20 protein-coding genes and 1 pseudogene are annotated in these 19,608 nt (G+C 73.7%); 10 read left to right on the top strand and 11 right to left on the bottom strand.

The features are described 5' to 3' along the window. Positions 1-61 precede the first annotated feature (61 nt). Positions 62-1,762 (top strand): RICIN domain-containing protein, encoded by a 1,701-nt coding sequence (locus tag ACBR40_RS45295; RefSeq protein WP_344205691.1) that lies wholly within the window; start codon positions 62-64, stop codon positions 1,760-1,762. Between the two features lie 55 nt (positions 1,763-1,817). Here the strand turns inward: ACBR40_RS45295 and ACBR40_RS45290 are convergent, their stop codons facing one another. Continuing rightward, on the bottom strand, positions 1,818-2,393 hold the full coding sequence (locus ACBR40_RS45290) for a TetR family transcriptional regulator (protein ID WP_344205692.1): 576 nt from the start codon (positions 2,391-2,393) through the stop codon (positions 1,818-1,820). Positions 2,394-2,512: 119 nt separating this feature from the next. On the opposite strand from ACBR40_RS45290, the gene ACBR40_RS45285 reads away from it, so the two are divergent. The 6 genes from ACBR40_RS45285 to ACBR40_RS45260 are packed head-to-tail and all read left to right on the top strand — an operon-like array spanning position 2,513 to position 8,977. Next, on the top strand, positions 2,513-3,424 hold the full coding sequence (locus ACBR40_RS45285; protein WP_371252721.1) for an SDR family oxidoreductase: 912 nt from the start codon (positions 2,513-2,515) through the stop codon (positions 3,422-3,424). 54 nt (positions 3,425-3,478) lie between these two features. Beyond that, positions 3,479-4,768, top strand: coding sequence for an alpha/beta fold hydrolase (locus ACBR40_RS45280; RefSeq protein WP_371252720.1), 1,290 nt, complete (start codon positions 3,479-3,481; stop codon positions 4,766-4,768). Beyond that, entirely contained in the window at positions 4,761-6,080 is a 1,320-nt protein-coding gene (locus ACBR40_RS45275) for an aminopeptidase P family protein (RefSeq protein ID WP_371252719.1), read from the top strand. The genes ACBR40_RS45280 and ACBR40_RS45275 overlap by 8 nt, the downstream gene beginning before the upstream one ends. Continuing rightward, a complete protein-coding gene (locus tag ACBR40_RS45270; RefSeq protein WP_371252718.1) occupies positions 6,077-7,231 on the top strand; it encodes an NAD(P)/FAD-dependent oxidoreductase in 1,155 nt (384 codons plus the stop codon). The genes ACBR40_RS45275 and ACBR40_RS45270 overlap by 4 nt, the downstream gene beginning before the upstream one ends. Then, complete coding sequence (locus ACBR40_RS45265; RefSeq protein WP_371252717.1) at positions 7,228-7,533, top strand: (2Fe-2S)-binding protein; 306 nt, start codon at positions 7,228-7,230, stop codon at positions 7,531-7,533. Before ACBR40_RS45270 ends, ACBR40_RS45265 begins: the two co-directional genes overlap by 4 nt. Next, the gene (locus ACBR40_RS45260; RefSeq protein ID WP_371252716.1) at positions 7,517-8,977 is read left to right on the top strand and encodes an NAD(P)/FAD-dependent oxidoreductase; all 1,461 of its coding nucleotides are present in this window, start codon (positions 7,517-7,519) and stop codon (positions 8,975-8,977) included. Before ACBR40_RS45265 ends, ACBR40_RS45260 begins: the two co-directional genes overlap by 17 nt. An 88-nt stretch (positions 8,978-9,065) precedes the next feature. Here the strand turns inward: ACBR40_RS45260 and ACBR40_RS45255 are convergent, their stop codons facing one another. From ACBR40_RS45255 to ACBR40_RS45245, 3 genes are all read right to left on the bottom strand, one after another. Next, positions 9,066-10,007: a M23 family metallopeptidase gene (locus tag ACBR40_RS45255; RefSeq protein ID WP_371252757.1), complete on the bottom strand. Its 942-nt coding sequence runs from the start codon at positions 10,005-10,007 to the stop codon at positions 9,066-9,068. Positions 10,008-10,170: 163 nt separating this feature from the next. Next, complete coding sequence (locus ACBR40_RS45250) at positions 10,171-10,527, bottom strand: helix-turn-helix transcriptional regulator (protein WP_344205705.1); 357 nt, start codon at positions 10,525-10,527, stop codon at positions 10,171-10,173. A 134-nt stretch (positions 10,528-10,661) separates the two neighbouring features. Then, positions 10,662-11,531, bottom strand: a complete 870-nt coding sequence (locus ACBR40_RS45245) for an alpha/beta fold hydrolase (RefSeq protein ID WP_371252715.1) — start codon at positions 11,529-11,531, stop codon at positions 10,662-10,664. 163 nt (positions 11,532-11,694) lie between these two features. Here ACBR40_RS45245 and ACBR40_RS45240 point away from each other — a divergent pair, with 163 nt between their 5' ends. After that, on the top strand, positions 11,695-13,551 hold the full coding sequence (locus ACBR40_RS45240) for an ABC transporter ATP-binding protein (RefSeq protein ID WP_371252714.1): 1,857 nt from the start codon (positions 11,695-11,697) through the stop codon (positions 13,549-13,551). A 19-nt stretch (positions 13,552-13,570) separates the two neighbouring features. On the opposite strand, the gene ACBR40_RS45235 is transcribed toward ACBR40_RS45240, so the two are convergent. The 5 genes from ACBR40_RS45235 to ACBR40_RS45215 form a co-directional block, all read right to left on the bottom strand. Continuing rightward, positions 13,571-14,386 carry an SAM-dependent methyltransferase gene (locus ACBR40_RS45235; protein WP_371252713.1) on the bottom strand — a complete coding sequence of 272 codons (816 nt, stop codon included), beginning with the start codon at positions 14,384-14,386 and terminating at the stop codon, positions 13,571-13,573. 64 nt (positions 14,387-14,450) lie between these two features. Continuing rightward, positions 14,451-15,440 (bottom strand): TerC/Alx family metal homeostasis membrane protein, encoded by a 990-nt coding sequence (locus tag ACBR40_RS45230; protein ID WP_371252712.1) that lies wholly within the window; start codon positions 15,438-15,440, stop codon positions 14,451-14,453. Between the two features lie 231 nt (positions 15,441-15,671). Continuing rightward, positions 15,672-16,103 (bottom strand): SPW repeat protein, encoded by a 432-nt coding sequence (locus tag ACBR40_RS45225; protein ID WP_344205714.1) that lies wholly within the window; start codon positions 16,101-16,103, stop codon positions 15,672-15,674. Positions 16,104-16,209: 106 nt separating this feature from the next. Further along, entirely contained in the window at positions 16,210-16,590 is a 381-nt protein-coding gene (locus ACBR40_RS45220) for an STAS domain-containing protein (RefSeq protein ID WP_371252711.1), read from the bottom strand. Beyond that, positions 16,587-17,252 (bottom strand): DUF1345 domain-containing protein, encoded by a 666-nt coding sequence (locus tag ACBR40_RS45215; RefSeq protein ID WP_371252710.1) that lies wholly within the window; start codon positions 17,250-17,252, stop codon positions 16,587-16,589. The genes ACBR40_RS45220 and ACBR40_RS45215 overlap by 4 nt, the downstream gene beginning before the upstream one ends. 178 nt (positions 17,253-17,430) lie before the next feature. On the opposite strand from ACBR40_RS45215, the gene ACBR40_RS45210 reads away from it, so the two are divergent. Further along, positions 17,431-18,300, top strand: coding sequence for a glycerophosphodiester phosphodiesterase (locus tag ACBR40_RS45210; protein ID WP_371252709.1), 870 nt, complete (start codon positions 17,431-17,433; stop codon positions 18,298-18,300). Positions 18,301-18,337: 37 nt separating this feature from the next. Here the strand turns inward: ACBR40_RS45210 and ACBR40_RS45205 are convergent, their stop codons facing one another. Then, positions 18,338-18,805: an adenylyltransferase/cytidyltransferase family protein gene (locus tag ACBR40_RS45205; protein ID WP_344205719.1), complete on the bottom strand. Its 468-nt coding sequence runs from the start codon at positions 18,803-18,805 to the stop codon at positions 18,338-18,340. Between the two features lie 209 nt (positions 18,806-19,014). On the opposite strand from ACBR40_RS45205, the gene ACBR40_RS45200 reads away from it, so the two are divergent. Beyond that, positions 19,015-19,488: an ATP-binding protein gene (locus ACBR40_RS45200; protein WP_344205720.1), complete on the top strand. Its 474-nt coding sequence runs from the start codon at positions 19,015-19,017 to the stop codon at positions 19,486-19,488. Here ACBR40_RS45200 and ACBR40_RS45195 read toward each other — a convergent pair. Continuing rightward, positions 19,485-19,608: pseudogene (locus ACBR40_RS45195) on the bottom strand (IS481 family transposase); the annotation flags it as partial. The gene ACBR40_RS45200 and the pseudogene ACBR40_RS45195 overlap by 4 nt on opposite strands.

The following is a 19,608-nucleotide window of genomic DNA, read 5'->3' as shown; positions in this document are numbered from 1 at the left end:
GGCACTCCCCCCTTGAGAGCTGTGCAGCGCCATGCCTCGAACCGACCGAACGGAGCCGGACGTGCGCAACAACCATTTCTCCGGACGGAGGGCGGCCGTCGTGCTGGCCGCCGGCGTCCTCGCCGCGGGCGGCCTGGTGGCCGTGCTCGGCACCCCCGCCTCGGCCGCGCCGGCCGACGGCGCCTACACCCTCGTCAACGCGGGCAGCGGCCTGTGCGCCACCGTCCCGGGCGCCGCCACGGGAGACGGCGTCCAGCTCAGCCAGACCTCCTGCACCGGCGCGGATGGACAGGTCTTCACCCTCACCGCCAGCGGTTCGGCCTACCGGCTCACCGCCCGGCACAGCGGCAAGTGCGTCGGCGTCCGCGACGCCTCCACCAGCGCGGGCAAGCCCGTCCAGCAGGAGAGCTGCACCGGCGCGACCTCCCAGACCTGGCAGCTCACCGCCTCCGGCGCCAACTACCGCGTCGTCAACGCCAACGGCGGCAAGTGCCTCAACGTCAAGGACAACGCCACCTCCTCCGGCGCCCTGCTCCAGCAGAACTCCTGCGACTCCGTCTCCACCAAGCAGTGGACGCTGAGCCCCGCGGGCGGCGGCCCGACGCCCACGTCCACCCCCACGTCCACCCCCACGTCCACTCCCACCACCACCCCGACCACCACGCCCCCGCCGGCGAGCGGCACCCTGTACGTCTCGCCGAGCGGCCGTGACAGCGCCACCGGCACGCAGTCCGACCCGACGACGCTCACCTCGGCGATCGGCCGCATCGCCGCCGGCGGCACCATCTACCTGCGCGGCGGCACCTACTCCTACGCGCAGACCGTCACCATCGCCGCGGGCAACAACGGCACCTCCAGCGCCCGCAAGAAGCTGTCGGCCTACCCGGGCGAGACCCCGGTGCTGAACTTCTCGGCCCAGAGCGAGGACCCGGCCAACCGGGGGCTCGCGGTGAACGGCTCGTACTGGCACGTCTACGGCATCGTGGTCGAGCGGGCCGGGGACAACGGCATCTTCGTCGGCGGCAGCAACAACATCATCGAGCGCACCACGACCCGCTACAACCGCGACACCGGCCTGCAGCTCTCGCGGATCGCCTCCGACACGCCGCAGAGCCAGTGGCCGGCCAACAACCTCATGCTCAGCGTCCTGTCGCACGACAACGCCGACTCCGACGGCGAGGACGCCGACGGCTTCGCCGCCAAGCTGACGGTCGGCTCCGGCAACGTCTTCCGCTACGCGGTGTCCCGCAACAACATCGACGACGGCTGGGACCTCTACACCAAGACCGACACCGGCCCCATCGGCGTCGTGACCATCGAGGACTCCCTGGCCTACAACAACGGCACCCTGAGCAACGGCGGCCAGGCCGGCAATGGCGACCGCAACGGGTTCAAGCTCGGCGGCGAGGACATCTCCGTCAACCACGTCATCCGCCGCAACATCGCCTACCGCAACGGCAAGCACGGCTTCACCTACAACCGCAACCTCGGCACCATGACGATCTCCGACAACGTGAGCATCGACAACACCGAGCGCAACTTCTCCTTCGACGGCGGCACCTCGGTGTTCCGCGGCAACACCTCCTGCCGCAGCGGCAGCGGGAGCAACGACAAGATCGTCGGTAACTCCGACAGCTCCAACCAGTTCTGGAGCGGCTCCAACGGCTCGCGCTGCTCGTCCTACAGCGGCACGCTGAGCTGGTCGTTCGCCTCGGACGGCCGGCTCGTCGTGAGCTTTGGCGGCGTCCCGGTCACCTTCTGACGCGACTCCTCTCCCCGCCACCCGTCCGGAAGCTCCGGGCGGGTGGCGCTCGCGTTCACGGGCCCGGCGCGCCCGCCGTCACGGCCCTCAGCTCGGCGAACGCCTCCCGCATCACCTGCCGCAGGTCCGCCTCGCCGGGCTCGCCCACCCAGCGTTCGAAGGCGATCTTGAAGACCGCGATGCCCGCCTCGGCGGCGAGGCTCGCGGCCGGCTCGCCGACCCCGCGCTCGCGCAGCGCGCCGGCGAGCGCCCTGGCGAGCGTGGCCAGCTTGATCAGCTCGCGCTCCCGCAGCTCGGCGTGGGCGAGGATGATCGCCTGACGCCTGCGGGAGCGCTCGTGGCGCTCCTGGAACAGCGGCCCGACGGCGTCGAGGGCCGCCGCGACCGCCTCCAGCGGCCCGGCCGATTCGGGCGCGGCGGCGACGGCCGCCGTCAGGCGCTCCTCCAGCAGCGTCCCGCCGCCGAACAGCACCTCGCGCTTGTCGGCGAAGTGCCGGAAGAACGTGCGCTCGGTGAGCCCGGCGCGTCTGGCGATCTCCGCGACCGTCGTCTGCTCGTATCCGCGCTCGCCGTACAGCTCCAGCGCGGCCTCCTCAAGCCGGCCGCGCGCGTTCGGCTCCCATCGCCCCATGCCCCCGATCATAGTTGATGACAGTCACTGACATCGCGGGCTATGCTCGTGATGACAGCAACTGACATCAGTCGGCGGCGGCGTCAGCCTGCCCGCCTGCTCTCCCGGAGGTCCTTCTCATGCGTGTCTTCGTCACCGGCGCGTCCGGCTGGATCGGATCCGCCCTCGTTCCCGAGCTCATCGGCGCGGGACACCAGGTCATCGGGCTCGCCCGGTCCGACGCGTCGGCGGACGCCCTCGCCGCGGCCGGCGCCGAGGTCCGCCGGGGCGCCCTCGACGACCTCGACGTCCTGCGGGACGCCTCCGCCGCCGCCGACGGCGTGATCCACCTCGCCTTCAAGCACGACCTCGCCTTCAGCGGCGGCTTCGAGGCCGCCGCCGTCGCCGACCGGCGCGCCGTCGAGGTCATGGGGGAGGCGCTGGCGGGCTCCGGGCGGCCGTTCGTCCTCGCCTCCGGCCTGCTGGGGCTGCTGCCCGGCCGGCTGGTCACCGAGCGGGACGACCCGCCCACGGACCACCTGCCCGCGGGCCCCGCCGGCCGGCGGGAGACCGCGCGGCTCACCGTCGCGCTCGCGGAGCGGGGCGTGCGGTCGAGCGTCCTGCGGCTGCCCCCGACCGTGCACGGCGAAGGGGACTACGGCTTCATGGCGGCGCTGGTCGGCGTCGCCCGCGACAAGGGCGTGGCCGGCTATGTGGGCGACGGGTCCAACCGGTGGCCGGCCGCGCACCGACTCGACGTCGCGACGCTCTTCGTGGCGGCGTTGGAGCGGGCCCCCGCGGGGTCGGTGCTGCACGCTGCCGCCGTGGAAGGGGTGCCGTTCCGCGCGATCGCCGAGGTGCTCGGCCGCCACCTGGGACTGCCGGTGGCCTCGATCCCTGCCGAGGAGGCGGGCGCGCACTTCGGCTGGCTGGGCGACTTCGCCGCCGCGGACGCCCCCGCCTCCAGCGAGCTGACCCGCGAGCTGCTCGGCTGGCGGCCCGTACGGCAGGGGCTGCTCGCCGACCTCGACGAGGGGCATTACTTCCGCTGATTCGCGGGTGGCGGCCCTTGGCAGCCGCCGCGCCTGGCTTTAATGTTCAGTGCAATGCCACACATTACTTACCTGATGCCGGGCGTCCTCGTACGCGAGCACGCGACCGCCGTGCCGCTCGACTGGTCCGACCCGTCGCGGGGCGAGATCGAGATCTTCTTCCGCGAGCTGGTGGACCCCGAGCGGGCCCGCGAGGACCTGCCGTGCCTGGTCTACCTGCAGGGCGGCCCCGGCGGTAAGGGGCCGCGCCCGCTCGCCGCGGACGGCTGGCTCGGCCAGGCGCTGCGCACCCACCGGGTGATCCTCATGGACCAGCGCGGCACCGGCCGCAGCACCCGGGTCGACGGCCGCCGGATGAGCGCCTTCGCCACCGCCGAGGAAGGGGCGCGTCACCTCGCCTGCTTCCGGGCCGACGCCATCGTGGCCGACCACGAGCACGTACGCCGGACGTTCTTCGGCGGGCGGCGCTGGAGCACGCTCGGCCAGTCGTACGGCGGGTTCCTCACGCTGACGTACCTGTCGAACGCGCCGGAAGGGCTGAGCGCCTGCTACGTCACCGGCGGCCTGCCCGGCCTGGACCCGTCCGCGGCCGAGGTCTACCGGCGCACCTATCCTCGCGTCCAGGCCAAGAACGAGGAGTTCTACCGCCGCTACCCCCAGCACGTCGTGACGGCCGCCCGCGTCGCCGACCGGCTCGCCGCCGGCGACGTACGGCTGCCCGACGGCGACCCGCTGACCGTGCGGCGGCTGCAGTCGCTCGGCCTCGACTTCGGCATGAAACCCGGCTACGAGCGCATGCACTACCTGCTCGACGAGGCGTTCAGCGGGGACGAGCTGTCGGCGACGTTCCTGCACCAGGTGCTGGCCCGCACCTCCTTCAGCGACAACCCGCTGTTCGCCGCGCTCCAGGAGAGCATCTACGGCCACGGCCCCGGCCCCACCGGATGGGCCGCCGAGGCCGAGCGGGCCCGGCATCCGCGCTTCGCCGAGGACGCCAGGCCGCTGCTGTTCACCGGCGAGATGATCTACCCCTGGATGTTCGAGGAGATCGCCGAGCTGCGGCCCTTCCGCGGCGCGGTCGAGCTGCTCGCCGCCCGCACCGAGTGGCCGCCGCTCTACGACCACGACCGGCTGGCCGCGAGCGAGGTCCCGCTCGCCGCCGCCGTCTACTACGACGACATGTACGTCGACGCCCACCTCCAGCTCGACACCGCCGCCCGGGTCGGCAACGCCCGGTGCTGGGTCACCAACGAGTACGAGCACGACGGCGTCGGCGACCCCCGGGTCCTCGGCCGGCTCAGGGAACTGGTCCGCGACATGGGAGGAGAGATCGCCGATGCGTGAGGGCAGGCCGCCGAGGCTCAGCGAGATCCCGGCGTTCACCGCGTACATGAACACCGGCTGGGACGTCCCCGACCGCACCCCGCCGGTCGTCCCCGGCGCGGCCGAGGCCGCCGCCGCGCACCGGGCGAGGCTCGCCGAGGCGCTGCCCGGCCGTACCGTCGTGCTCGCCGCCGGGCGGGCCCCCGTCCGCAGCAACGACACCACCTACGGCTTCCGCGCCGACAGCGACTTCGTCTGGACGACCGGCTGCGCGATCGAGGACGCCGTCGTCGTGCTGCGCGACGGCGAGGCCACCCTCTACGCGCCGCCCCCCGCCTACCCCGGCGACCCCCGCTTCTGGAGCGACGCCCGCCACGGCGAGCTGTGGGTCGGCGCCGCCCCCGGCCTGGACGACTGGTCGCGGGCGCTCGGCGTGCCGGTCCGGCCGCTCGCCGAGCTGGACCTGGAGCCGGGCGAGGACGCCGAGGCCCGGCGCGTGCTCGCCGAGCTGCGCATGCACAAGGACGACTGGGAGGCCGAACAGCTCCGCCAGGCCGTGGACCGCACGGTCGAGGGCTTCGCCGCCGTCGTCCGCGAGATCCCCGCCGCCGTCGCGGGCCCCGGCGAGCGGTGGCTCCAGGGGACCTTCGACCGGTACGCCCGCGCCTACGGCAACGGCCCCGGCTACGCCTCCATCGTCGGCAGCGGCCCGCACGCGGCCACCCTGCACTGGGAACGCTGCGACGGCCCCGTCCTGCCGGACGAGCTGCTCCTGCTCGACCTGGGCGTCGAGGTGACCAGCCACTACACCGCCGACGTCACCCGCACCTTCCCCGCCTCCGGCCGCTTCAGCCCCGCCCAGCGGCAGGTCCACGACCTGGTCGAACGGGCGCACCGGGCCGGGCTCGCCGCCGTCCGGCCCGGCCGCCCCTTCACCGGCTTCCACCACGCCGCGATGGAGGTCATCGCCCACGGCCTGGCCGACTGGGGGCTGCTGCCGGTCTCCGTGGACGAGGCGCTGTCCGACGGCGGCCAGCACCACCGCCGCTACCTGGTGTGCGGCATCGGCCACCACCTCGGCCTGGACGTGCACGACTGCGCCCGCGCGCGCGAGGAGACCTACCACGGGGCCGTGCTCGCGCCCGGCATGGTGCTCACCGTGGAGCCCGGACTGTACTTCCACGCCCACGACCTCACCGTGCCGCCCGAGCTGCGCGGCATCGGCGTCCGCCTGGAGGACGACCTGCTGGTCACCCCTGACGGCGCGCGGGTGCTGTCGGAGGCGCTGCCCCTGGACGCGGCCGGCATCGAGAAGTGGATGGCGCAGGCGTGACCGATCTCGTGGTGATCGGCGCGGGCGTGGTCGGCGCCGCCGCCGCGTACTTCGCGTCGCTGGCCGGGCTGCGGGTGGTCGTCGTGGAGCGCGGCGCCATCGCCGGCGGCACCTCCAGCGCCGGCGAGGGCAACCTGCTCGTCTCCGACAAGGAGGCCGGGCCCGAGCTCGACCTCGCCCTGTACGCGCAGCGCGTGTGGCGCGAGGACCTGGCCGAGCACGCCGGGCTGTGGGAGTTCGAGTCCAAGGGCGGCCTGGTCGTCGCCGGATCGGAGTCGAGCGTCGCGGCGCTGCGCGAGCTCGCCGTCCACCAGCGCCATCACGGCGTCGAGGTGCGCGACGTGCCCGGGGACGAGCTGCGCGGGTACGAGCCGCACCTGTCGCCCGAGCTGCGCGGCGGCGCGTTCTACCCGCAGGACGCCCAGGTGCAGCCGATGCTCGTGGTCGCCCACCTGCTGCGCCTGGCCCGCGGGCTCGGCGCGCGGGTGCGCACCGGGGTCGAGGTGACCGGGTTCCTGCGCGCCGGCGACCGGGTGACGGGCGTGCGCACCACGGCCGGCGATCTGCCTGCGGGCGCGGTGCTGAACGCCACCGGCACCTGGGCGGGCGACGTGGCCGCGCTCGCCGGGGTGCACGTGCCGGTGCTGCCGCGGCGCGGGTTCGTGCTGGTCACGCAGCCCATGCCGGCGCGTACGATCCGGCACAAGGTGTACGCCGCCGAGTACGTCGGCGACGTCGCCAGCTCCGACGCCGCGCTCCAGACCTCGCCCGTCGTCGAGGGCACCGGCAGCGGCACGATCCTCATCGGCGCCTCGCGCGAGCGGGTCGGCTTCGACCGCACGGTGTCCACGGCGGCGATCGGCGCGCTGGCGAGCAAGGCGATCGCGTTGTTCCCCATGTTGCGCGACGTCCGCGTCATGCGGACCTACCTCGGGTTCCGCCCCTACTGTCCCGACCACCTGCCGGTCATCGGGCCCGACCCGCGGGCGCCCGGCCTGTGGCACGCCTGCGGGCACGAGGGGGCGGGCATCGGGCTGTCGGCGGGCACCGGCAAGCTGATCGCGCAGGCCCTCACCGGTGAGCGGCCCGACCTGGAACTCAAGCCGTTCGCGCCCGAACGGTTCCCGGAGCCCGAGGAGGTGCTCTCTTGACGTACCGCATGACCTTCCGCGGGGCCGTCGTGCCCGCCGAGCCGGGGCAGAGCGTCGGCGCGGCGCTGGTCGCGGCCGGGATCCGCGACTGGCGCAGCACCCGCAAGGGCGGCCGGCCGCGTGGCCTGTTCTGCGGCATCGGCGTCTGCTTCGACTGCCTCATCACGGTGAACGGCATCCCCGACCGCCGCGCCTGCCTCACCCCGGCCGCCGACGGCCTCCACCTCACCGACACCCCCGCCCCCGAGGACCGGGTCCTCGACGGTGGCGAGGCGGGAGGTGGGCATGCGCCGTCAGCATGACGTGGCCGTGGTCGGGGCCGGGCCGGCGGGGCTGGCCGCGGCGGTGCAGGCGGCCGAGGCCGGGCTGCGGGTCGCGCTCGTCGACGCCGCCGCCCAGCCGGGCGGCCAGTACTGGCGGCACTACGACGAGCGCCACGCCCGCCCCGCCGACCGCGCGGGCCACCACGACCTGCGGACGTTCACCGCCCTGCGCGCCCGCCTGCGCTCCCTGTCCGCCGCCGGCCTGATCAGCCACCTCCCCGGCCTCCAGGTCTGGCTGATCACCCGCGCCGCCGACGGCGCCTTCACCCTCCGCACCACCCCGGTGGCCGGCGCGCCGGGCGAGACCGGGGCCACGGTCACCGCCCCCGCGCTGATCCTCTGCCCAGGCGGCTACGACCGCCAGCTCCCCGTCCCCGGCTGGGACCTGCCCGGCGTGATGACAGCGGGCGGCGCGCAGGCCCTGCTCAAGGGCCACCGCACGGCGGCCGGCCGGCGCGCCGTCGTCGCCGGCACCGGCCCGTTCCTGCTGCCGGTCGCGACCGGCCTGGCCCGCGCCGGCACCGAGGTGGCGGCCGTCGTCGAGGCCAACGCCACCCTCGGCTGGCTGCGCGACCCGGCGGGCGCGGCCTCGGCTCCCGCCAAGGGCCTGGAGGCGCTCCAGTACGCGGCGCTGATGGCCCGGCACCGCATCCCGTACCGGACCAGGACGGCGATCACCGAGATCCTCGGCGAGGACCGCGTGGAGGCGGTCCGGGTCGCCCGCGTGGACCGCGACGGCCGCCCGTACGGACCGGCCGAGGAGATCCGCGCCGATCTCGTCGCGCTCGGCTGGGGCTTCACCCCGTCGATCGAGCTGCCGCTCATGCTCGGCGCCGCCGCCCGCAAGGACGTGGACGGCTCGCTCGTGGTGTCCGTGGACGCCCTGCAGCGCAGCAGCGTCCCCGGCCTGTACGTGGCCGGCGAGGCGACCGGCGTCGGCGGCGCGGCCCTGGCCGGGCAGGAGGGCCGCCTGAGCGCGCTCGCCCTGGCCCGCTCGCTGGGCCGGCCGGCCGACCCGGCGCTGATGGTCCGGCTGCGGACCGCGATCGTCCGGGGACGCCGCTTCGCCGCCGCCATGCACCGCACCTACCCGGTGCCGCCCGCGTGGACCGGCTGGCTGCGGGACTCGACGCTGGTCTGCCGGTGCGAGGAGGTCTCGTACGGCGAGCTGCGCGCGGCGCACGCCGAGCTGGGCGCCGCGGACCCCCGGACGCTGAAGATGCTGGCCAGGCCCGGCATGGGCTGGTGCCAGGGCCGGGTGTGCGGCTTCGCCACGGCGGGCATCGCGGCGTGCCTGAGCGGCCGCGAGAGCACCGCCGACGAGCTGCGGCCGATGTCCACCCGCCCGATCGCCGCCCCGGTGACGCTGGGCGAGCTCGCCGCGCTGGCCGACGACGCGGCGGGGGAGGGCGGCGGCTCCTGACGCCGGACCGTCCGGAGGCCAGGGGCCCGGGAACGACGTCGCCCCGGCCGGACACGAGGCCGGCCGGGGCGACGGAAGGAACAGGGCGTCAGCCGCAGTGCTCGAACGAGCTGGTGTAGGAGCTGGAGCCGATCGAGCCGCCCCACTTGACGCACTTGCCGGGGGCGCTCCGCTTGACCGGCCCGGCGTAGTAGGAGAAGTTGCCCGAGTCGGTGGCCCTGCTCGCGCCCTTCGGCTCCAGGAACGCCGAGACGGGCGAGGCCGAGCCGAGCTTCGTCGACTTGAGCGTCACGACGCAGTTGGAGCCGTTGCCCTTGTTGTAGAGCAGGTAGGTGCGGCCCCCGGTGAGCGCCGCCGAGTCGATGACCGCGTAGCCGCTGCCGCAGACACCCGCGGGGGTGTAGCGGTTGCCGCCGCTGCCGCTGTCACCGGTGCCGCCGCCTCCGCCGCAGGAGTTGGTGCTCTTGACGGCCTTCTTCTGGCCCAGGGAGACGGTCACGCCCTCCACGGTCGGGCTGGTGTCCATCGCGCCCGAGGAGGTGCGCTGCTCGTAGTGCAGGTGCGGGGCCGAGGAGCCGCCCGTCGAGCCGACGGTGCCGATCACGGTGCCCTGGCCGACGCTCATCGAGCCGCCGGCCGCCCGCACCATGGTCGACAGGTGGGCGTAGCGGGTGCGGGAGCCGTCGCTGTGGCGGATCTCGACCCATTGGCCGTAGCTCTTGCTGCCCGCGTTGCGGAAGGTGGCGGTGCCCGCGGCGGTGGCGCGGACGGTCTCGCCGTTGATGGCGTCGCCGCCGTAGTTCTGCCAGTCGATGGAGCCCGACGGGTTGTGCTTGGGCGTCCAGTTGTTGGCGTAGAACGTCTTGCCGCAGTTGAACGGGCTCTTGTGCGTCACCGCGAGCGTCGCCGCGTCCTGCTGCCGCGCCATGGCGGCGTGCTGGGGGAGCATCGCCGCGGGGACGGCGAGCAGCAGGGCGGCGATCGTGGATCTGAAGGTCTTCGGCCAGGTCGGCGCGCCGGTGGTCGGCATGCTCACCTTTCTGAACGGGAACGAGGGGGGACGCTGTCAGGCGTTCCGCCGCCTTGCGGTGCTGGAGTGACAGCCGGTAAGGCGGAGGTTCAAGAAGATATCTGTGAAAGATGTCTTCATCAACGCCTTCGGCGAAGGCGGCGGCCGCCGCCCGGCGCCGTCGTCACTCGCCGGGCTCCTCCACGTACCGTAGCGTGACGGTCAGCTCGATCGCCGTCCCCGTCGCGGCCCGCGTCAGGGCGGCCAGCTCCGTCCCCTCCAGGCCCAGCGCCTGGGCGAGCAGCCGCAGCGACGTGGCGCGCGGCCTGCTCAGCGCGCCCGCCTCCAGCCGGCGCACCGTGCGCACGTTCAGCCCCGCCCGCGCCGCCAGCTCCTCCTGCGTCACCAGGGCCCGCTCCCGCCAGGCCCGCAGCAGCGCGCCCAGCGCCGGTTCCGCTCCCGTGGGAACCGGCGCGCCGCGCGGCGGGGCCTCGTCCTCCGTGGCCGGTGCGGCCACGGTGATGTTCGCCAGCACCCGCATGGGCTCTCCTCCTTCCGTACGCCGGCACCGCGCCGGCCGGACCCCACTCTTCGCCGGGGTCCGGCCGCGCGGCAACGGCACCGGCCGTCCGTGTCCTGATCCCTGCGAACGCTGGCCGAAATCCGCGCGGAGGCTCAGCCGGTGGCGAGCGTCTTCCGCAGCGCCGCACCGAACGCGGCCGGGTCCGTGCCGAAGCCGCCGTGGTCGCCGGGGAACGGGGCGATCCGCGTGCCCAGCCGCTCGGCGACCAGCCGCGTGGCGCGCGCGTACGGCTCGTCCTCGGCCGTCGCCTCGCCGAGCGCCGGCACCACCCGCACCCCGGCCGCGCGGCCGGCGGCGAGGTCGGGGGAGTGGCGGGAGAAGGACGGAGCCTCGTAGCCGATGAAGAACGCGGCGTTCTGCTCCAGGCGGCCCATCATGGCCATGATCTCCGGGTCCGGCTGCCCCTCGGGAGCCTCGCCGCCGTCCGCGTCCTGCTGTTCCTGGTGTTCCCCGCCGCCGTCCAGGCCGGCGGCGAAGATCTGGTGCGCGGCGCCCGGACCCTCCTTGTGGAAGGCATCCTCGACGTCCCGGAACAGGGCCCGCCAGCGGTCGCGCTCGGGCAGCAGCTCGAACAGGGGCGGCTCGTGGGCGACCAGCGTCCGCACCAGCTCGGGACGGCGGGCCGCCAGCTCCAGGCCGATCACCGCGCCGGAGCTGTTGCCGAAGACCAGGGCCGGCTCCTCCGGCGTGACGCCGACCGCCGTCAGCAGCCGGGCGGCGTCGTCGGCGTGCACCTCGACGCGCTGCGGCTCCGGCGGGCCGTCCAGGGGGCTGCGCGAGTTGCCGCGCCGGTCGTAGGTGACCACCGTGTAGCGGTCGGCCAGCGTCGTGGCGAGGGCCGAGAAGCCGGCGGCGTCGTACACGCCGCCGCAGATCAGCAGCAGGATCGGGCCGGAGCCCCGCACCTCGTGGTGCAGGGTCGCGCCGGGCGTGGCGAGCGTGCCGGTCCTGATGGCTTCCATGGTGTCTCTCCTCAGGGCGTTGACGGTGACTCCTTCACCGGGCAGTCGGAGCCGCTGCCGGCTTCTCGACACCCGCGCCGGCTTTTTCTACCGGAAAATCGTTGGCTCCTGACACGAGCGCTGCGGCAGCATGACAGGGCGGCGTCGGCATTCGGGAGGGCGGATGGCTGTGCTCGGATCACTCGTGGGCTCCGGAGAGCGGTCGTCCGCACGAAAATCGGCGGTCCTGCTCGCACTGCGCTACTACTGGAACGAACTGCGCCGGCAGTGGCCGGTCGCGCTGCCCGCGCTGACGCTCCCCGCCGTCGGCAACATCTGCCTGTTCTACCTGGCGCCCCTGGCGGTGGCCGGCCTGGTGGGGCACCTGGCGGGCGGCGGCGACGGGTCCGTCGGGTCGCTGCTGCCGTACGTCCTCGGCTTCGCGGGGATGCTCTTGGCGGGCGAGGCCCTGTGGCGGGTGGGCCTGCACTTCCTCAACCGCACCGACGCCCGCGGCATCGAGCGGCTCGGCGTCGTCGGCATGGACGAGCTGCTGGCCAAGGACGCCGCGTTCTTCCACAACAACTTCGCCGGCTCGCTGACCAAGCGGGTGCTCGGGTTCTCTTCCAGGTTCGAGGAGTTCGCCGACACGCTCGCCTTCTCGATCATGGCCAAGGTGGTGCCGCTGGGCTTCGCCTCGGTGGTGCTGTGGCAGTACCACCCGCTCCTGGTCCTGGTGCTGGTGGGCCTCATCCTGGTCACCGGATTCCTCGTCGCCCCGCTCATCCGCCGCCGGCAGGCGCTGGTCGACCGGCGGGAGGCCGCCAAGGTGCTGGTGTCGGGGCACGTCGCCGACGTGCTGGCGAACATGGACACCGTCCGCGCCTTCGCCGCCGAGGACCGCGAGGCCGCCGAGCACCGGGCCAGGGTCGCCGAGCAGGGCCGGGCGTCCCTGCGCTCGTGGGACTACGGCAACCTGCGGGTCGACACCGTCGTCGCGCCCCTGTCGGTGCTGACCAGCGCCGTCGGCCTGCTGCTCGCCGTGGCGCTGCGCGGCGGGCTGGGCGTGGAGGCGATCGTGGTGACATTCACGTACTACACCAACACGATCAGCATCATGTTCGAGTTCAACCAGATCTACCGGCGGGTCGAGAGCGTGCTCACGGAGGCCGCGCAGTTCACGGAGCTGCTGCTGGACCCGCCGACCGTGGTGGACCCGCCCGAGCCGCAGCCGCTGCGCCCGGCCGACGCGAGCGTGCGCTTCGAACGCGTGCGCTTCGGCTACGCCGACGGCGACCCCCTCTTCGCGGATCTGGACCTCGACATCCCCAGCGGCACCAAGATCGGCCTGGTCGGCCAGTCCGGCGGCGGCAAGACCACGCTCACCCGGCTGCTGCTGCGGCTCATGGACGTCGACGGCGGCCGCATCCTCGTCGGCGGCCAGGACATCTCCCGGCTGCGCCAGGCCGACCTGCGGAGCCTGATCGCCTACGTCCCGCAGGAGCCGGCGATGTTCCACCGCACGGTCCGCGACAACATCGCCTTCGCCCGGCCGGGCGCGACCGAGGCCGAGATCCTGCGGGCGGCGCGGGCGGCGCACGTCACGGAGTTCGTCGAGGCGCTGCCGGAGGGCTTCGACACCCTGGTCGGCGAGCGGGGCGTGAAGCTGTCCGGCGGGCAGCGCCAGCGCGTCGCGCTCGCCCGCGCCATCCTGCGCGACGCCCCGATCCTGCTGCTGGACGAGGCCACCAGCGCCCTCGACTCCGAGAGCGAGATCCTCGTCCAGGAGGCCCTGTGGCGGCTCATGCAGGACCGTACGGCGATCGTGGTCGCCCACCGGCTGAGCACGGTGGTGCGGATGGACCGGCTCGTGGTGCTCAACAGGGGGACCATCGTAGAGGAGGGCTCCCACAGCGAGCTGCTGCGGGCGCAGGGCCCCTACGCCCGCCTCTGGAGCCACCAGTCCGGCGGCTTCCTGCCCGAGGAGGACACCTCCGACGGGGTCCAGGAGGCCGGCGCGGGCCGGGAGGTCACGGCCTGAGCCCGGACGCCGCCCCGGGTCAGGCCGGGGCGGGTTTGCGGGCCACGCCGCACACCGCGCTGACCACGCCGGTCCCCTCCGGCGGCTCGCCGGCGCCCGCGTCGGGACGCCACGCGGGTGTCGGCACCACGCCCGGGTCCACCGGCTCCAGCCCGGCGAAGAAGCCGGCGATGCGCTCAGGGGCGCGGAGCTGATAGGTGTTGGCCGCGCTGCCGTTGTAGGCGGCGACGGCCTCGACCAGCGCCGGGTTCGTGTCGACGCCGTCGCTCAGCACCAGGTGGCTGCCGGGGGCGAGCGGCTCCAGCAGCCGGGCGACGACGTCCTCCGGCGCGTCGTCGTCGGTGAGCTGCCCGGCGACGCTCAGCATCATGAGCGCCACCGGCTGGGACAGGTCGAGGGTCCGCGCCGCCTGCTCCAGGATGAGGCCGGTGTCGCGGACGTCCGCGTGCACGTAGTCCGTGGCGCCCTCCGGAGCGCCGGCCAGCAGGGCGCGGGCGTGCGTCAGCACGATGGGGTCGTGGTCGACGTACACGACCCGCGACCCGGGCGCGAGGGCCTGCGCGACCTCGTGCGTGTTGTCCGCCGTGGGCAGCCCGCTGCCGACGTCCAGGAACTGCCTGATCCCGGCCTCCAGCACCAGGTGGCGGACGGCCCGGATGAGGAACGCGCGCTGCGTGCGGGCGACCGCCGCGAAGTCGGGGAACAGCCGCAGCAGGGTGCGCCCGGCCTCGCGGTCCACGTCGAAGTTGTCGCTGCCGCCGAGCAGGAAGTTCCACACCCGCGCCGAGTGCGGGACCGTGGTGTCGATCTCGGCCCGGACGTCGTGCTCGCTCATCGGCCCGCTCCCATCCCGTCATGATCCGGAACGAATTCCAGGCCATCACGGGAGGGAGGGACGGTCAAGCCTCGTCCTCCTGCTGAAGAGGAGGCGTGACGCGTTCGGCGCGCAGGCTGGTGACCGTGACGGTGAACAGGACCGTGACGATGACGCCGAGCGAGGCCGGCGTCGGGATCTCCGGCACCCACGCCCAGATCCCGTGCGCCCAGTGCAGCACCAGCTTGACCCCGATGAAGGCGAGGATGATGGCCAGGCCGTAGTTGAGGTGGCGCAGCCGGGCCAGCGCGCCGCGCAGCACGAAGTACAGCGCCCGCAGGCCGAGCAGGGCGAAGGCGTTGGTGGCGAAGACCAGGAACGGGTCGTCGGTGACGCCGTAGACGGCGGGCACGGAGTCGACGGCGAAGACGATGTCGGTGGCGAACACCGCGACGGTCGCCAGCGCCAGCGGGGTGATCGCGGTCCGGCCGTTCTCCCGCACCAGGAGCCGGAAGCCGTGGTAGCGGGGCGAGACCGGGACGAGCCGGCGCAGCAGCCGGACGCTGCGCATGGAGTCGATGTCCACGGCGTGCGCCTCGCCCTTGCGCGCCTCCCTGAGCACCTTGCCGGCGGTCAGGATGAGCACCGCGCCGAACAGCAGGAACGCCCACGTGCCGCTCTCCAGGGCCGCCGCCCCCAGCGCGATGAAGATCGCCCGGAGCACCAGAGCCCCGATGATGCCGTACAGCAGCACCCGCTGCGCCAGCTCGGCGGGCACCGCGAAGGCCGCCAGCAGCAGCATGAACACGAACAGGTTGTCCACCGACAGCGACTTCTCCACCACGTAGCCGGTGAAGAACTCGACCGCCACGCCGCCGTCGAACTCGGCCCACAGGTAGAAGCCGAACAGCACCGGCAGCACCAGGTAGAAGACCGACCAGCCGATCGCCTCGCGCATGCGCACCTCGTGCGGGCGCCTGGTCAGGACGATGTCGACGACCAACAGGACGAGCAGCGCGGCGACGGTGACCGCCCAGAGCGTGAAGGACGCGATGGAGCCGGACGTGCCGGACACAGCCGAAAGTGTCCCCGGGGACATGGAACCTCCTCGAACGTGACTCAACCGTTCGAGGTCTCCTTCACCCGGGGGTAGCGGGCCGCCGTCCGGGGACGCTCAGGTACGTCCGTACTGACCGGATCGGCGCTTGCGAAGTACTCCCCTCGCCACGCTGAGCGTAGACCAGATCAGGACGTACCTGAACCTTTCCGGCCGAAGTCATGGCCGGAAAGCCCGGTCGCGCGGCTTTCATCTGGTGGGCCGGGTCCCGTTCACGTGCCCGTGACTTCGGCCGCGTCCCCGGCCGCCCGCCGCCATCCCGGCCGCCGCCAGGCCCGTGAGGGCGATCCAGATGCCGACGACGACGTTGTTCAGCACGGCTCCGCCCGGGACCGCGCCGCCGTAGACGACCCAGGGCGCGATGATCGTCCAGACGCCGATGATCGGCGTCACCCAGGCCAGCCCGTGGGTGCGGCCGTAGGCCGTGGCGAAGCCCACGGCGAGGGCCGCCACCGCCAGGCCGGTCACCAGGTTGTTGACGGTGAGCCGGCCGGCCTGGGCGAAGCCCGCCACCCAGGGCGAGATCGCCAGATAGAGCCCGGCGAGAAAGGTGAGCCCGTCGAGCGCCTGGAAGAGGCCCCGGCAGGCCGCCTCCTCGTAGTGCTGCCGCGTTTCCGCCATGTCGGGACGCATCCGCGTCCCCGGTGTTCGGACCATCGTGCACCGCCTTCCTGAGATGCGCGGACCTCGGTGCTTCATGCCCTCATACCCCTGGTGAGGGGCCTATTCAAAGGAGCGGGCCGTCCTCCAGCCGCCGTACGGCCTCGGCCAGCGTCGGCTGGATGTCCAGGAACCTGTCGAGGCCGCGGTCGCGGAAGATGCGGCGGGGGAGCGGGCCGACGCCGAAGACGACGAGGCCGCCTCCGGTCGTCCGCACGTGCCGCTCGGTGGCCAGCAGGACGGTCAGCCCGTACGAGTCCGCCGAGGTCAGGCCGCTCAGGTCGATCGCCAGCAGCGGCGGGTCGCGCACGGTCAGCGCCCGGGCCAGCGCGTCCTGCAGGACGGGGCAGGTGTCCATGTCGAGCGGCCCGCGCACGGTCACCACGACGACCCGGTCGCCGGCCGGGCGGTCGCCGACCTCCAGCCGGCGCTCGCCTGACGGGCTCACCGGCCCACGCCCGCGACCAGGTTGATGGTGAGGGCCAGGATGACGGCCCCGAACAGGTAGGACAGCAGCGCCTGGCGCAGCACCGCCGCGCGGAACCCCGCGTTGTTCAGCTCGGTGTCGGAGACCTGGAACGTCATCCCCACGGTGAAGGCGAGGTAGGCGAAGTCGGTGAAGCGGGGCCGGGGGTCCGGGTCGTGGTCGTGGAAGTCCACCCCGCCGTAGGGGCCGGGGGAGTAGTACATCCGCGTGTAGCGCAGCGTGAAGATCGTGTGGACCACCGCCCACGAGACCACCACGCTGACCACGCCGACCCCCACGTGCAGCACCAGCTCCTCCGGCGTGTCGGCCTGGACGACCAGGTAGGCCACGGCCACCAGGCTGGCCACCGCGGCGACCAGGACCGCGAGGTCCGCCCCCGCCCGTGAGGGGTCCTCGCTCCCGATCGCGGAGGCGGTCGCGGGGCCGTCGAGCCGGCCGATCCGCCACCAGGTGCTCGCGAGGAAGGTGAGCCCGGCGGCGTCCCAGCCGATCAGCGGCACGAAGGACGCCGGCACGAGGGCCACGGCCACGGCCATGACGACGACCCCGATCACGGCGGCGATCTCCGCGGTCCGCCGCGCCGCGGCCCCCGCCAGCCAGGACACCCGCTTCGGCCGCACCACCTGGGATCCCTCCGTTTGCCCGCCGCGTCGGGTCCAGGCTAGCGCCGTGGGCCGCCCCGGATGATCTCCCGCGGCGCGGGTCGCGCACACTGACCTGCTCAGAAGTGGAGTGATCAACCTCTTAGCGGGCACAGTCTGCAAGTCAGACATAACTCTCTGTAGTGGGTGAAGGAGGGAGATGTACCGCTCATTCGGCATCGCCGCCGCACTTCTCACCGGCACGGCGCTCCTCGGCGGCACGGCATGGGCCTCGGTGGCCTCGCCCGCGAGACCGCCGAAGCCGTCGCGGCCGCACTTCGCGCGGGCCGAGAACATCGCGCACCGCGCGGGCTCCGGCGTCGCGCCCGAGAACACCATCGCCGCCTGCGTCAGGGCCAGCGCCTCGGGCGCGGACCGGTGCGAGTTCGACGTCCAGCAGACCAAGGACCAGCAGCTCGTCCTCATCCACGACGAGACGCTGGACCGCACCACGAACGTCGAGGAGGTCTTCCCCGACCGCAGCCCGTGGCGGGTCTCCGACTTCACCCTCGCCGAGATCCGCCGCCTGGACGCCGGGTCGTGGTTCTCGCCGCGCTTCCGCAACGAGCGCGTGCCCACGCTCCGGCAGGCCCTGGAGATGCTGGGCAAGGGCAGGGCCGGGCTGCTCCTGGAGATCAAGCACTCGCCCCGCAGCCCCGGCATCGACAGCCGGGTGGCCGCCGAGCTGCTGGAGACCAGGGACCTGTGGGAGGGCCGGCGCCTCGCGCTCCAGTCATTCGACCGGCGGGCGTTGCGTACGCTGCACCGCGCGGTGCCCGACGTCCCCATCCTCCTGCTCGGCGGGAGCGGCGCGGAGCTGTCCGAGGTGGAGGACTTCGCCGACGCGCTCGTCCTGCCGCACGCCGCCCAGCTCAGCGCAGGGCAGGTGCGCCAGATCAAGGCGCGCGGCCTGCGGGTCTACGCCGGCCCGACGGACCGGCCGCGGGTGCAGCGCCGCCTGCTCTCCCTCGGCGTGGACGGCATCATGACGGGCGTTCCTGCCCGCCTGCGGGACGTGCTGCGCTATTGACGTCCGTGACGCGCTTGTCAGCCCTTGCCCGCGGCGCTCAGCCCTTGCCCGCGGCGTTGACGATGCGGGTGGTCGAGCGGCCGGGGATGGCCTCCATCTCCCAGCAGTCGGCGCCGAGGATCGCCGCCGCCGCGGCGCGGGCCCCGGCGTGCGGGTCGCCCGCGGTGTGCGCCAGGGCGCGGGGGCTCATGGGGGCGAGCAGGTCGATGTAGTCCTCCGGGCCGTGCGCCTCGGGCGGGCCGGTCACGATGAAGACGCCCGCGACGAACCGGAGCGCGGCCAGCACCTCGGCCCGCTCGGCGGCGGGGTTGAGCGGGCGGGTCGGCCCCTTCCACGCGCGTACGCGGGGGTCGTCCTCGACGCCGACGACGAGCGGCAGCCCGCGCGCCGCCACGGCGCCGAGATAGCGCACGTGGCCCACGTGCAGGATGTCGAAGACCCCGGTCACGACCGCCGCCCCCGGCCGGTCGTACGGCTGCACCCAGAGGGCCTCCAGGCTGCTCACGCGACCTCCTCCGCTGCCCTGCCGGCCTCGACGGCTCCGCCCCTGGGCCTAGACGACTCGTCGATCGCAGCGTACTCGGTCGCTCAGGAGGGCCGTGCAGGTGACCATGGGAAAGTGCATTCCTACCTTTTGGCGAGGCTCCGGAAGGTGGGCGCGGCGCGTCTCATAACGCCGCCCGGGTACGGGCACGATCATGGGGGAGGTCGCTGATGCCGGACTTTCACCGCGTTGACGGGTCTGTCGGCGGGGTTGTCGACGAGTTCGCCGACGAGTTCGTCGACGGGGGCGACCTCGTGGTCCGGTTGCCGGGGGCGCCCTCTCAGGTGGCGCGGGCGCGGGGGGTCGTCACCGACGCGCTGGGCCGCGACCATCCGCTCCACGACGACGTGGTGCTGCTCACCAGCGAGCTGGCCACGAACGCGGTCCTGCACACCCGATCCGGCGCCGGCGGCTCGTTCACGGTGAGCGTGACGAGCTCGCCGTCCGCGGTGCGGGTGCGCGTCGAGGACGCCGGGTCGGACGGGCCGCCGTGCGTGTGCCGTACCGGGGCGCAGTCGACCAGCGGGCGCGGCCTGCCGCTCATCGAGGCCCTCAGCCACCGCTGGGGCTTCACCCGCGAGAACGGCTCGACTACGGTCTGGTTCGAGCTGCTGCTGGCCGGCGTCGCGGCGGTCGCGGTCTAGCTGTATTGACCCGCAGCGTTGTTGACGCGGGTGATCGGTGGATGGCCGCCGAGTGCGGTGTGGCCTCGGTGGTGGTTGTAGGTGTGGAGGAAGTCTGGCAGAGCGATGGTGCGTTCGTCG

It is taken from the genome of Nonomuraea sp. AD125B (assembly GCF_041402765.1).
In the GTDB taxonomy this organism is placed as follows: domain Bacteria; phylum Actinomycetota; class Actinomycetes; order Streptosporangiales; family Streptosporangiaceae; genus Nonomuraea; species Nonomuraea bangladeshensis.
The sequence above is the reverse complement of the archived record's forward strand: the minus strand, read 5'-3'. Positions and strand labels throughout refer to the sequence as shown.